Source organism: Ruegeria sp. CG11 (assembly GCF_056537245.1).
The window spans coordinates 63,339-76,022 of sequence record NZ_JBQFRE010000007.1; the positions used below are offsets into that span (position 1 = coordinate 63,339).

Sequence of the window (12,684 nt, forward strand, 5' to 3'; positions counted from 1 at the left end):
CAGCAAAATGAACAAGTTCACCTTCAACACGGCTCCGCGACTCGTTTCTGCCCCCGGCGCCGCAGACAACCTTGGCGCTTTGGCCGGAGATATGCTTGGGCGCAACGTGCTTTTCGTCACCGATCCTGGTATCCGTCAGACCGGACTGGAAGCAAGCGCGATTGCCTCACTGGAAGCCCGCGGCATCACGGTCACCGTCTTCGATGCAATCGAACCCGACCCCAGTATCGACACTGTGCACAGCGCGACCGAAATGGCACTGTCAGCAGGTTGCACCGGGGTTGTATCTCTGGGTGGCGGATCGTCGATGGATGTGGCCAAGCTGGTTGCCCTGCTGGCAGGATCAGGTGAAGACGTCGACGGCGCATGGGGGGTGGGTAATGCCAAGGGGCCAAGGCTGCCGCTTGTATTGATCCCGACGACCGCCGGAACCGGGTCCGAGGTTACGCCTGTCTCTATCATCACAGTGTCTGGCGCAGAAAAACGCGGCGTGTCATCGCCGGTCATTCTGCCAGACATCGCAATACTCGATGCGAACCTTACGCTCAGCCTACCCGCAGGTGCGACGGCAGCGACAGGTATCGACGCGATGGTCCACGCAATCGAGGCCTATTCGTCGAAGAATGCCAACAACAACCCGGTATCAGCCCTGCTCGCAGAAAAGGCGCTTGAGTTGCTCGGAGCCAATATCGAGACGGCTGTTTTTGATCCTGAGAACACAGAGGCGCGCGGCAATATGCTTCTGGGCTCGTGTTTTGCGGGGATGGCATTCGCGAATTCACCTGTCGCCGCGGTTCATGCGCTTGCCTACCCGATTGGCGGTCATTTCCACGTTCCGCACGGCTTGTCGAACGCTTTGATCCTGCCCGAAGTTTTGCGGTTCAACGCCGCGGACTCCGCAAATGGGTCGGTGCAGCAATACGCAAAGCTCGCGCCACTGGTCTTTCCGCGTCTCGGAATGATCGATAGTAGCCAAGCCAGATGTACGGCCTTCATCGAGGCGCTGGCGAACCTTTCCCAAAGTCTTGGTCTGCAAAGCCGTCTCCGGGATGTGGGCATCGCAAAAGCTGATCTTGCAATGCTGGCCGGCGAGGCGATGAAGCAGACCCGCCTGCTGGTGAACAATCCGCGTGATGTCAGCGAGGCGGACGCCCTTTCGATCTACAAAGCAGCGTGGTGACCTCATGACCCGACAGACGCCACTGCATCGCGATGACTTCCCCGTTCTGACGGAAGTGCCGACCAGATGGAGCGACAATGACATCTACGGCCACCTGAACAATACGGTCCACTACAAGTTCTTCGACACGGTTCTGAACATCTGGCTCATCGAGAAAAAACTGTTGGACCCGGCCAGGAGCGACGTCATCGCGCTGGTTGTCGAAACCGGATGCAGTTACTTCGCCGAATTGGCCTATCCGCAGGTGATTGTGGCAGGCATTCGCGCCGAACGCATCGGTCGCACATCAATAACCTACAGATTTGCTCTTTTTGGCGAGGGGGACACGGCTGCAGCGCAGGGTCATCTCACGCATGTGCTGGTTGATCGAAACTCTCGGAAACCCTGTGCCATTCCGGAACCGTGGGTGGTCGCACTCCAGACACTTCGACCGCCTGAGGGCAAATTGGGAAGCGTTCAACAACAGGCAAGGGATCACGTCCATGAAACCTAGCCCCCGTCATTCGGTACTATGTTGCGTTCCCCGGTCGATCATCGATTGGCAACCAAAAGGTCGGGCAGATCAGACAAAACAAACTCAACGATCGTCCAACAAAGGAGAAACTACAATGAAGATCACGAAACTGACCTCAGGGCTGACTGCGGGTGCTCTGAGCATTCTCATGGCGTCAGCGGCATTGGCTGACGACGTTACGCTACGCTTTGCCGGCGTCTTTCCGATTGATCACCAAGGCACCAAGATGATGGAGCAGGTCGCCGCTGACGTGGCAACTGCAGATGTTGGCCTGAAGATCGACGTTTTTCCGGCAAACCAGCTCGGTTCCGGCGAAGCTCTGTTTGAGGACGTTGCGCGCGGCAATATCGATCTGGCCGCGGCGTTCATCTACGCCGACACGGACCCGCGTCTCGAGTTTCTTTCTATGCCGTTTCTGGTGAGCGGCTGGGACGACATGGACAACATCATGCGCAACATGGATTCGGAATATAACACGATCCTGCAGGAAATTACCGACGAATACGGTGTGCGGGTGATGGCACAAAATCCCGAAGGCTTCGTGGGTATTGTCGCGACGCAGGAGCCGACGAACTGGAACACCTTTGACGACAAGGGCATGAATATTCGGGTTTGGTCATCGCCATCGGTCAAAGCCATGGTCGAAACCCTTGGCTTCCAGGCGACAACTATGGCCTGGGGTGACATCTTCCCGGCGATCCAGTCTGGCATTGTTGACGGCGCGATCTGCTGCACCAAGACAGCCACCTATTCAATCTTTGCCCAGTCAGACGTTGGCACACACTTTGTTGAGTACAATTCGATCTCAGAACTCACGTCGTTTTATGCATCGCAACGAACGCTCGACAAACTGACCGATGAGCAGCGCAACGTGCTTCAGGCTGCGATGTCCAAGGCATCGGACGACTTCTTCGCCTATAACCGAGAGAATGACGCCGCGTTCGGTCAAAAGCTGGTCGACAGCGGTTACACCATCCTAAGCCTCAGCGATGAGGACCAGGCAGCGATGGCAGCCCATGTTCAGGAAAACATCTGGCCAATGATGGCCCAGAACGTCGGTCAGGATGTCATTGATCGCCTGCTCGCGGCTAAGAACTAAGACTCCCAAGCCAAACTAGGCCGGCAAAACTGCCGGCCCTTTTTTACTTCTGGATAAGAGAAGAAAAGGCGGGGGGGACAGACATGTCGAATGACGCAGATAACATGACGAGATGGGTTGGCGACGAAGACGCTGGTAAACCGCAGAAAATCACGGATGAACTTCCGCCGGTCATTGGATATCCCATGAAGGCGGTTGCTTTTGTCATGAGGCAAATCGTGATGGCCTGTGGCTTCTTGATGGCCTTCACCTTTGGCGCCGTTGTCGTTATTCGATATGGATTTGGCGGCGACCTATTTGCCTATGAAGAATGGCTTTTGGCCTTTTCCATCGTTGGCTTTTTTGCCGGCGCAGTCCTCGCCTCTGCGCGCAATCTGCATATTAACGCCGACATTCTGGGGATTGTGATCCACAACCCGCGGCTGATCTGGTGGCGTGGTTTCGCGGTGCTATTAGTCGAGCTGCTCGTGATCCTCTTTATGGTGTACGCCTGCTACGTGTCGCTGCTTGACGACTTCTCGTTCCCACGATTGAGGTCTACACCGGTCTTGCGCATTCCGTTTGTCTCCTGGCGCATCGCGATTATGTGTGCCTTTGGCTTCATGGCGATGTTCACCGCAGCGTATCTATACGTGCATATCCGCAAAGGACTCGGGCTTCCGTTACGCTCTGAAATCGTTAAGGGAGCAGCAAAATGATTATCGCCGGAAGTCTGACCATTGTCTGCCTGATGCTCTTGCTGGGCGTCAGCGTCTATGTGGCGTTCGGAGCGGTTCTGATCTTCATCGCCCTGGTAGGTGATCAATCCATCACCGGTTATCTGCCGACCGGGGCGACTGGGATTCGCTCCCTGGTGCTATTGGCGATCCCGCTTTTCATGATTGCCGGTGGCATCATGGAAAAAGGGAAGATTGCAGCGCCTTTGGTGGCGCTGGCCGAGATGTTTATTGGCCATATCAAGGGCGGATTGAACGCAGCCTCCGTGCTGGCCTGCGGTGTGTTCGGCTCGATCTCGGGTAGTGCCAATGCGACACTGACCTGCATCGGCGGTATTATGATGCCGCATCTGAAGAAGGCAAATTACCCAAAAGGGCAATCCGCGGCACTGATCGTATCAGCCAGCCCGCTTGGCCTTTTGATTCCGCCCAGTTCTTCACATATCCTCTATGGCTGGGTGGCACAGCAGCACGTCCTTAAGTGCTTCCTGTCTACAGTTATCCCTGCGATCATCCTGATCACGCTCTTGATCATCACAAACCAGTTCATGCTGAGGAAGTATGACAATATCCAGCTAACGGAGCGTCCTAACCCATTCATGCCTTCACTATTGGGCCAAGGCCGTCTGGCCGGGCCCGCGCTTATGATGCCGATTATCATCCTGGGTGGTATCTATGGCGGTATCATGACCCCAACCGAAGCCGCGGGCATCGCTGTGGTTTACGCGATCCCTGTGGCGATCTATTTCTATCGCGGCTTGACCTGGAAAACTCTGGCGCAGACCATCCAGACCTCCGGCGTGACAATCGGCGTGGTCATGGTGATGATTTTCATGGTGCTGATCGTATCGGATAATCTGATCTCGCAGGGCGCGCCGCAGTTGGCCAAGGACATGGTTTATTCAGTTTCGGAAAACCCGGTCGTCATCCTGCTGATGATCAATGTCGTCATGATCCTGATCGGCATGCTGATGGATGATATTTCGGGCTTGTTGCTGTCGACACCGATCCTTCTTCCTATCGCCCAAAGCGTCGGAGTGGATCCGATCCATTTTGCGGCAATCATTGGTGTCAATCTTGGGATGGCCAACATCACGCCGCCCACAGCGCCTTTGCTGTATCTCGGCGCACAGATCTGTGACACGCCGGTCGCAAAGATGTTGTGGCCGACACTGGTATTCATCATCTTTGCCTGGCTTCCGACCCTGATGCTGACCACGTTCGTGCCGGAACTGGCGCTCTGGCTGCCTGATTTGCTGCTGGGCCGATAATCCCGGGACCCCAAATGGAGATTGAAAGTGTATAACAAAATCATTGTGGCGCTTTCCCTTGAACACGAGATCAGCGATCTGGCGCTCGCGGCCGCACGGCGCCTGGTGACGGAGGGCGGGTCAATCACTGCGGTTCATGTTCACGAGCCGCCCAACAGCTCGATCCTGGTGTTTCTGGAGGAGGGAGTCGCCCAGAAATCCCGACAAAAGGCCAAAGAGAGGTTGGCTGAACGCGTGAAAGATGAAGCAGACATCGCTTCGGTCCTCCTCGAAGGTCAATCCGCGGGGCATACGATCACAGAATACGTCAACACTCATGATGCCGATTGCATTGTGATTGGCTCTCATCGACCCGGTATCAAGGACTTTTTTCTGGGTTCGACTGCGGCCCGCGTTGTGCGCCATGCACATTGTTCGGTTCATGTCATTCGCGTGTGACAGTTATTGCGCAAGTTTCTTTACCTTGCGCCAACATCATCCCTGCGGGTCTCTGCTACGGAAGCCTGAGTCGACCAAGAACGTCGTGATTTAGAGGAGCATCATGTCCGGCCAGTTATCAAACATACTACATCGCGTCATCGGCACGAATGTGCCCGAAATTGTGTCAGGTTCGGGCATCTATCTGCGCGACTCGAACGGCCGTGACATCGTCGACGCGTCCGGCGGGGCCGCGGTGGCTTGCCTGGGTCACTCGCACCCGAAAGTCATCGCCGCGATGGAGGATCAGATGGCTTCCGTCTGCTACGTTCACAGCGGCAGTTTCACCACGCCGGTGGTTGAGGAACTTGGTCAGGTCTTGGCCGAGAACTCTCCGGAAACGATCAATCACACTTATCTTGTCAGCGGCGGGTCTGAAGCCGTGGAATCCGCGATCAAGCTGGCACGGCAATACCATGTCGAAGCCGGATCAATGAGCCGACGTCACATCATTGGAAGACGCCAAAGCTACCATGGCAACACCTTCGGTGCTCTGTCCGCAAGCGGACACCCCGCGCGGCGCAAGATCTATGAGCCGATGCTCTTGCCGTTTCACCATGTTGATCCATGCTTTTTCTATCGGCACGCTGAACCAGGTGAATCTCCGGAGGACTATGGCAGACGCTCAGCGGATAGCCTTGAGGAAAAGATTACTGAGCTTGGGCCGGAGAATGTCTCGGCCTTCATCGCCGAAACCGTGGTCGGTGCGACTCTTGGTGCCGCTACCGCGGAAGCTGGGTATTTCCGGCGCATCCGAGAGATCTGTGACAAATACGACGTGCTTCTCATTCTGGACGAGGTAATGTCCGGGTTGGGGCGCACAGGCACAATGCATGCTTTCGAGCAGGAAGGTGTCGTCCCGGACATGATCACTATGGCCAAGGGTCTCGCAGGCGGCTACCAACCCATAGGCGCGGTGATGATCGGAGATCGGGTCTTTGACAGGCTTGCCCAGGGCAGCCGCGCGTTTCAACATGGTCTGACTTACTCCGGTCACCCTGTCGCCGCTGCAGCGGCGCTGGCCGTTCAACAGACAATCGTGGAAGAAAATTTGCTTGAGAACGTTGAACGGATGGGCAGACGACTGGCATCCGGTCTCAACTCCCGGTTCGACGGGCACCCACATATTGGCAACATCAGGGGTAGGGCGCTCTTGCAAGCCTTTGAGCTGGTCGCCGATCGCGACACGAAAATGCCATTTGACGCGTCGTTGAGGATCAACGAGCACCTGAAGGACGCCGCTATGGATTTCGGGCTTATGATCTATCCCAACGGGGGGTGTGCGGACGGCTTGAACGGGGATCACCTGTTGATCGCACCACCTTTCAACGTCTCGTCGGACGAAATCGACATGATCGTGGACCTTGTAGGCCAGACCGTTGATAGGGTGTTAAAGGACAACTCCTTCGCGAAATCGGCATAGTCCGCCCCTTGGGCGGCGCGAATTAACCTGTTGAGGATGCCATGGACACAGATCTGACAACCAAGATCATGCATGCTGTAGATGCGAATTTTGATGCGCAGCTTGAGTTTCTCGCAACTCTCACGGCCGAACCTTCGACAAGGGGGAACGAGCAATCTGCGCAGGACATAATGCAAGACGCGCTTGCCGAGCGAGGATACGAAGTCGACCGATGGCAGGTTGAGATAGATGATATCTCCCACCTTCCGGGGTTTTCACCGGTCATCGGAGACTATGAGGATGCCGTCAACGTCGTCGGCAGCCATGTCAGCCGAACACAGAAAGGGCGCAGCCTGATCCTGAACGGGCATATCGATGTGGTTCCTGTTGGTCCTTTGGATATGTGGCACACCGCCCCCTTCGACCCCGTTGTCGATGATAACTGGATGTATGGGCGCGGTGCAGGGGATATGAAAGCCGGTCTCTCAGCCAACCTCTTTGCGTTGGATGCCCTTCGTACATTGGGCTTTCAGCCGGCAGCCGATGTCCATGTGCAATCCGTTGTCGAGGAAGAGTGCACTGGCAACGGCGCGCTGGCCTGCCTGCAGCGTGGTTACCGGGCCGATGCCGCGTTTATCCCGGAGCCATTTGACGAGGTTCTCACGAGTGCGCAGGTGGGTGTTTTGTGGTTTCAGGTCCGTATCAAGGGCATTCCCGTCCATGTTGCCTATGCAGGGTCAGGCGCCAATGCCATCGACGCTGCGATGCCGATTATTACAGCGCTCCACGAGATGGAAGAACGCTGGAACGCTCCCGAACGCAGGCATCCGGAGTTCGCCGGGCATTCCCATGCCCTGAACCTGAATATAGGCAAGATCGCCGGTGGCGACTGGACCAGTTCAGTTCCGGCCTGGTGCACGCTGGACGTCCGCATGGGCTTGTTTCCAGGGCAGGATATGGCCGAAGCCAAAGCCGAAATCGAAGCCACCATCCGGGACGCCGCCATGTCTCAACCGTTCCTGAAATCCAACCCTCCTGAGATCATCTATAATGGGTTTCAAGCCGATGGGTACGCACTAACGGATGACGCATCTCCAATGGCGAAAGCGGCGGTGGGTGCACTTGCAGAGGCACACAATACGGTGCTTGGCACCCCTCTGGAGGCCCGCCCGTCAACGGCGACAACCGACGCGCGTTTCTTTGGGCTCTACGCGGATACACCGGCACTTGTTTATGGGCCCACAGCAGAAAACATTCATGGTTTCAACGAGCGTGTCGATCTGGAGTCGCTGCGCCGTGTAACACAAACTACGGCAATCCTTATTGCTGACTGGTGTGGTCTTGAGCTGAGGTGACGGATCAAAGGCTCTGTCTCAAACTTATGATCATGTCTGGCACACGCCCCGCGGACTATGATCCAGTTTGCTGGGGGGGTTAGGCGGCAGATCTATTTGCCAGTTACTTTCATGAGATATTGGCGCAAAGTTTCGCTCAGTGTCGTGCCGAAGCGGAAATGCGTAGGAGTTGTCACGTTAATCTTCGCTCGGTTGCTTGTGCCTTTCATTGGACGTAGGTGGCGTCGATGAATTCATCGTCGATCAGCTACAAGCGCCACCGATTTCCTCAAGAGATCATCGCCCATGCAGTGTGGCTGTACGTACGCTTCAACCTGAGCCTACGGGAAGTTGAGGAATTGCTACTGCAACGCGAGATCGATGTTTCCTACGAGACCATTCGCCGTTGGGTCATCAAGTTCGGACCTTTGATCGCTCGAAAATTGCGAATACGTCAGGGTCGTCCTGGCGATGTCTGGCATCTGGATGAAGTTGTAGTGAAAATCTCTGGTCGCAAGTATTGGCTTTGGCGCGCGGTCGATCAACATGGCATTGTGCTGGACGAAATACTCCAACCGAAACGGGACAAACGGGCCGCCAAACGGTTGTTTCGGTGCCTGATAAAGCGTCTTGGTCTTATTCCCAAGCGGATCATCACGGACAAGCTGCGCTCATATAGCGCCGCCAAGCGGGAGATCGTGCCGGGATTGGATCATTGGTCACACAAAGGCTTGAACAACCGCGCCGAAAACAGCCACCTGCCATTTCGGAAGCGGGAGCGGACAATGCAGGGATATCGATCTCCTGGAGGCTTGCAGCGGGTCGTAGCCGCCCATTCAGCCGCTCGGAATTGTTTCTGTGTCCCCACTCGCCGTCGCTCAGCCTTAACAATTCGATATCACCGCCTTGAGGCATTTGATGCCTGGAATGCCGCCACTCGAGCTGCTTGAAGTCAGGGCATCAGCATTGCTTGTTGGGCCGGAAGTTAACGTGACAATTCCTAATCGACTTCTCCGGATTGATAGCGTCGAGGTGTTAACCCAAGCCAAGCGCCAACCGAGCGTGACTTTCGAAAGTTGCCTGGCTCTTCTATGGCGGCGATGAAGGAGGTTGCCGTGATCGTGCCGACACCAGGGATCGACATGAAAACCCGACAGGCCTGGATTTGGCGCGCCAAAGCAGCCAACTGCCGAGTGAGCTCTGCGGCACGGTCGCGCACACTGCGCCAGACCTCCAGAATTGGAACAACAATGGCGGCGAGTTCGTCCTGATCTGAAAGCAGTCTCCTGACATTGTTTTCAAAGGTGCTTCCCTTTCCCGCAGGAACAATCAGTCCGAAAGTCTTCATGATGCCCCGGATCTGGTTTGAGAGCTCGATTGCGATCCTGACCAATCGGGTGCGCACCGCCACAAGCGTGCGGGTCAGCAGGATCTGTTGCGAAGTTTTCGACTGATCGAAGAGTTGGCACTGAAGCCGCGGCTTATGCCGCCAGTTCTGCAAATTGACGAAACGGACAGAGTCCAGGCGTGAGTTGGCCTTTGCGGATCATGTGCGCCACTTCGATTCCGTCCAGTGTAGCCGCCGCTGAAGCGAAGGCCTTGAACCCTAGCATCGGTCGAGCGCGTCTCTTGATGAAGCGATGGTCCTGTTCCACGATATTATTCAGATACTTCCGCCTGACCATCTCGATTGGGATCGGGCAGCCAAAGCCTTTCAGCATCTTGTTGATGGCTTTGATGCCGGCCGTGTTCGCACCGCTCTTGTCGATGACGATCTTTCGTGGAAGGCCATTGCATTCAAGCATTCGAGCGAAGAATTTCGTAGCGGCAGCTTTGTTCCGACGTTTTGAAAGCATGAAATCCAGTGTCTTGCCGTATTTATCGACCGCTCGGTAGAGATAGACCCACGCACCTTTCACCTTGATATAAGTTTCGTCCATCCGCCAGGAGCGGTCACACGGTCCCTTGCGTCTACGCGCGACGTCGGCGATTGCACTAGCGTATTTTGTAACCCAACGGTTCAGCGTCGTATGATCTACCGCAACGCCACGCTCGGACATGATTTCTTCAAGATCACGGTACGACACGCCATATCGCACGTAGAAGAACACAGCAAAGAGGATCACATCCTGAGGATATTGCGCGCCCTTGAAGGAGATCATGAGTTGGCTTTCAACTAGTTGGGACCGAAAGCCATCCACGCGCTAAACCCAAGCGCGTCAACTGCCAAAACTTTGCAACAGAGCCTGTTCGAACAGATAGAGACCCTTCTCCAATTCGGGGTAGGGGGTGAACGCGCAGGGTTCCTGGGCGAGGTGCATGGCGCTGCCACCAACCGTTCGCAAGGCGCGGGCGTATTCCCAACAGGGCCACGGCAACGCAGAAAGCCGATCAGAAGGCCGGACACATATCAGCGACTTCCAGAAGACATGCTTCACAGGCATTGCGAACAGCAGCCGGTACATACATATGGACTCAAACCGGTCATCTGGCGGTTTCGGTTGGACATCGTGCCGGTTCAGACGGTAGGAAGTTCCGGTAAGCGGGACGAACCTGCCGTTTACTCTGGTTGCATCGATGTCAGCTTCTCTGCATATCCCGCGTTATTCCGATTGTCTAAGTCATTTCGATAGTTGTTTCGACGTGATCAAAGCACCCAGATTTTAGATCTTCAGGCTTGATCCAAAGATGCAGAGCCATGTCTGGTCCGATATCCAACGGCAATCCAATAGCCTCGCCAATCTGCATCAATAAGACATCACCGATATGGTCATCGACAGCGTTTTGAACCGCATCGCCTCGTCCAAACAATTGAAGCGGTGTGGTTCCTAGTACAGCACGAGCGTAATCAGATTTAGCTGCGGAAGACGAGTAGACTTTTGCCAAATTCAAGTCCCATCGGTCGATCTGAGACAGGCCGTCATCTTGCTGGCGGTCATGTACAGGTTCACTAGGCAATGCATGTGCGAACGCGTCTGATGCATAGGTCAAAGTTGTGTCTGAATTAACCGGAGATCCACGCACATAGCTTTCTAGCATCCCAATTTCAGCAGGTTGTCGATTTCCGTTAGAACCACTTATCTTTGCGCGTCTGTCGATCTCGATCAGCATGTTTACGAAAGCTTGTTGCAGATGGGGCAACAGCGGTCCTTTTAGCTGTGCCGCAAGGTGCAGCCAGTGTTTTGCCTGCTCGTCAAAAGGGACCGACGCGTTAGGAGGTTGTACTGAAGCTTGTGGCGTGAATTCATCACCTGGACTGTATTTGATACTCTCAAACTCGGCGATGTGGACTTCCACACGACGCAGGATACGGGGACGAAACCAGTTGCTCAACCAGTTGGTCTCTGCGCGCCGCATTTCCTTACGGGCTCGACGCAGACAACGACCGTAGAAGAAGTGTGACCAATCGTAAACAAAACGCCAATCCAACATCTCAAGATCGAAATACCGCTGTCTCCGTGGGATTTTACTCAAGTGCCGGTCGTAACTGTAAGGAAGGACATCAACAGACTTCGTTTGGGTTGCGTAGTCGCCAAGCGATGAGTTCAGTGGCCTCGCCCCACGCAACGCCTCAGCGATGTTCTTTCGGTGAAGGTCATCTTGCGCCTTCTCTGCGTCAAGGCCGCGTTTCCATTCTTCCTCGTTTCCGGAACGCCGTAGTTCGCGATTTTGGAGGGTAGGAAGAGGTGAATAGAAGGGTAACACGTCAGCATGACGGCGTAATAGGACTGTGCCATCATGTGTCATTCCGTCTGAGTGCATATAGCTGGGGTCTTGTTCCAGGACATTATAGATGCCGTGAGGTGGATTTCGCTCAGGCAGATCCGATGTTGAAGCTGCTGTATACAGAACCTGAGCAGTGTACTCCGAGTGAAACCCTTGATCACCGAGAGGAATAAACACAAAGAGCGTTCCCTTGTCGGGAAAATCAGGGGTTTGACACCCATTTTGTTGCATTTTTAGGCGGCTGAGATCGAATTGGGCAAAGAAATGAGTTGGAGTGCCGTCCGCCTGACGCGGCCAATCCATATCGTCAGGTAAACGCGGCAAACCACCGATGGTCACAGGTTCATCGTCTGTTGCCATGGTGCTTGGGATGGGGCGCATGAGTAACGCCAGTTCTCCGTCCAATGGTGTCTGCACTAGCTTTAACTCCTTGCGCAACGCTGTTTGCGTAACACCGCAATTGCTAGCCGTCTAGATGGGTGAGTATTTGATATAAAAGAGTAATTTGGTTATTGAATTATTTTCTTTCGGCTGGGTTGAAAGCACAGTACCAACTTCAAAACTGGTTTGCTAATCGCCACGTAGTACCGGTTAGTTCTTTGAACGCGTGAAACCCGTCACCGGACATTCGCGCAGCACGCAGCATCGGTCAAAAAGGGCTCATTGTCAGGATTCGCCGCGCCATGTCCGAACGGCCGGTTCCGGTCTAGGTCAGAATTGCTTGACGTTTGGGCCAGCAATGCGTGACGCCGCGCGCTGTTAAGATTCGGGAAACTTCGCACAGAGAGTCAGTAATCAGTGACGCTCCACACAGCATGAACTCTGCCGCATGCACGCCACCGGAGATTATTCCATCAGCGATCTGGCCGAGGTGTTTTCCGTATCACGGCCAGCCGTCTACAGAACTTTGAACAGGCGTCGAGCTTGATACTTATTGAACTAAGAAGCCAGCTTACTGGATTTCC

At 54.8% G+C, this 12,684-nt stretch carries 11 protein-coding genes and 2 pseudogenes; 10 read left to right on the top strand and 3 right to left on the bottom strand.

Annotated features, from left to right (window positions below; all coding sequences use genetic code 11):
* Positions 1 to 7 precede the first annotated feature (7 nt).
* The 9 genes from ACR0KW_RS15630 (at position 8) to ACR0KW_RS15670 (ending at position 8,943) form a co-directional block, all read left to right on the top strand.
* Positions 8 to 1,180: an iron-containing alcohol dehydrogenase gene (locus ACR0KW_RS15630; protein WP_480805827.1), complete on the top strand. Its 1,173-nt coding sequence runs from the start codon at positions 8 to 10 to the stop codon at positions 1,178 to 1,180.
* 4 nt (positions 1,181 to 1,184) lie between these two features.
* Positions 1,185 to 1,673, top strand: a complete 489-nt coding sequence (locus ACR0KW_RS15635; protein ID WP_480805828.1) for an acyl-CoA thioesterase — start codon at positions 1,185 to 1,187, stop codon at positions 1,671 to 1,673.
* A gap of 169 nt (positions 1,674 to 1,842) precedes the next feature.
* Complete coding sequence (dctP, locus tag ACR0KW_RS15640) at positions 1,843 to 2,793, top strand: TRAP transporter substrate-binding protein DctP (RefSeq protein WP_480805905.1); 951 nt, start codon at positions 1,843 to 1,845, stop codon at positions 2,791 to 2,793.
* 83 nt (positions 2,794 to 2,876) lie between these two features.
* Complete coding sequence (locus tag ACR0KW_RS15645) at positions 2,877 to 3,491, top strand: TRAP transporter small permease (protein ID WP_480805829.1); 615 nt, start codon at positions 2,877 to 2,879, stop codon at positions 3,489 to 3,491.
* Entirely contained in the window at positions 3,488 to 4,780 is a 1,293-nt protein-coding gene (locus tag ACR0KW_RS15650) for a TRAP transporter large permease (RefSeq protein WP_480805830.1), read from the top strand. The genes ACR0KW_RS15645 and ACR0KW_RS15650 overlap by 4 nt, the downstream gene beginning before the upstream one ends.
* Before the next feature lie 27 nt (positions 4,781 to 4,807).
* Positions 4,808 to 5,218 (top strand): universal stress protein, encoded by a 411-nt coding sequence (locus tag ACR0KW_RS15655; RefSeq protein WP_480805831.1) that lies wholly within the window; start codon positions 4,808 to 4,810, stop codon positions 5,216 to 5,218.
* Between the two features lie 103 nt (positions 5,219 to 5,321).
* A complete protein-coding gene (locus tag ACR0KW_RS15660; protein WP_480805832.1) occupies positions 5,322 to 6,680 on the top strand; it encodes an aspartate aminotransferase family protein in 1,359 nt (452 codons plus the stop codon).
* Between the two features lie 41 nt (positions 6,681 to 6,721).
* On the top strand, positions 6,722 to 8,014 hold the full coding sequence (locus ACR0KW_RS15665; protein ID WP_480805833.1) for an ArgE/DapE family deacylase: 1,293 nt from the start codon (positions 6,722 to 6,724) through the stop codon (positions 8,012 to 8,014).
* A gap of 227 nt (positions 8,015 to 8,241) precedes the next feature.
* On the top strand, positions 8,242 to 8,943 hold the full coding sequence (locus ACR0KW_RS15670; protein ID WP_480805834.1) for an IS6 family transposase: 702 nt from the start codon (positions 8,242 to 8,244) through the stop codon (positions 8,941 to 8,943).
* A 53-nt stretch (positions 8,944 to 8,996) separates the two neighbouring features.
* On the opposite strand, the pseudogene ACR0KW_RS15675 reads toward ACR0KW_RS15670, so the two are convergent.
* From ACR0KW_RS15675 to ACR0KW_RS15685, 3 genes and pseudogenes are all read right to left on the bottom strand, one after another.
* Positions 8,997 to 9,422, bottom strand: a pseudogene (locus ACR0KW_RS15675) (transposase); the annotation flags it as partial.
* Between the two features lie 52 nt (positions 9,423 to 9,474).
* Positions 9,475 to 10,155: an IS6 family transposase gene (locus ACR0KW_RS15680; protein WP_480805835.1), complete on the bottom strand. Its 681-nt coding sequence runs from the start codon at positions 10,153 to 10,155 to the stop codon at positions 9,475 to 9,477.
* A gap of 454 nt (positions 10,156 to 10,609) precedes the next feature.
* A complete protein-coding gene (locus ACR0KW_RS15685; RefSeq protein ID WP_480805836.1) occupies positions 10,610 to 12,124 on the bottom strand; it encodes a DUF1963 domain-containing protein in 1,515 nt (504 codons plus the stop codon).
* Between the two features lie 415 nt (positions 12,125 to 12,539).
* Between ACR0KW_RS15685 and ACR0KW_RS15690 the strand changes: the two are divergent.
* Positions 12,540 to 12,647: pseudogene (locus ACR0KW_RS15690) on the top strand (helix-turn-helix domain-containing protein); the annotation flags it as partial.
* Between the last annotated feature and the right edge of the window lie 37 nt (positions 12,648 to 12,684).

What these genes read in the sequence shown, in the direction of transcription:
- ACR0KW_RS15630 (WP_480805827.1), top strand. Translation starts at nt 8, where the DNA reads ATGAACAAGTTCACCTTCAACACGGCTCCGCGACTCGTTTCTGCCCCC.
- ACR0KW_RS15635 (WP_480805828.1), top strand. Translation starts at nt 1,185, where the DNA reads ATGACCCGACAGACGCCACTGCATCGCGATGACTTCCCCGTTCTGACG.
- dctP (WP_480805905.1), top strand. Translation starts at nt 1,843, where the DNA reads ATGGCGTCAGCGGCATTGGCTGACGACGTTACGCTACGCTTTGCCGGC.
- ACR0KW_RS15645 (WP_480805829.1), top strand. Translation starts at nt 2,877, where the DNA reads ATGTCGAATGACGCAGATAACATGACGAGATGGGTTGGCGACGAAGAC.
- ACR0KW_RS15650 (WP_480805830.1), top strand. Translation starts at nt 3,488, where the DNA reads ATGATTATCGCCGGAAGTCTGACCATTGTCTGCCTGATGCTCTTGCTG.
- ACR0KW_RS15660 (WP_480805832.1), top strand. Translation starts at nt 5,322, where the DNA reads ATGTCCGGCCAGTTATCAAACATACTACATCGCGTCATCGGCACGAAT.
- ACR0KW_RS15665 (WP_480805833.1), top strand. Translation starts at nt 6,722, where the DNA reads ATGGACACAGATCTGACAACCAAGATCATGCATGCTGTAGATGCGAAT.
- ACR0KW_RS15670 (WP_480805834.1), top strand. Translation starts at nt 8,242, where the DNA reads ATGAATTCATCGTCGATCAGCTACAAGCGCCACCGATTTCCTCAAGAG.
- ACR0KW_RS15680 (WP_480805835.1), bottom strand. Translation starts at nt 10,155, where the DNA reads ATGATCTCCTTCAAGGGCGCGCAATATCCTCAGGATGTGATCCTCTTT.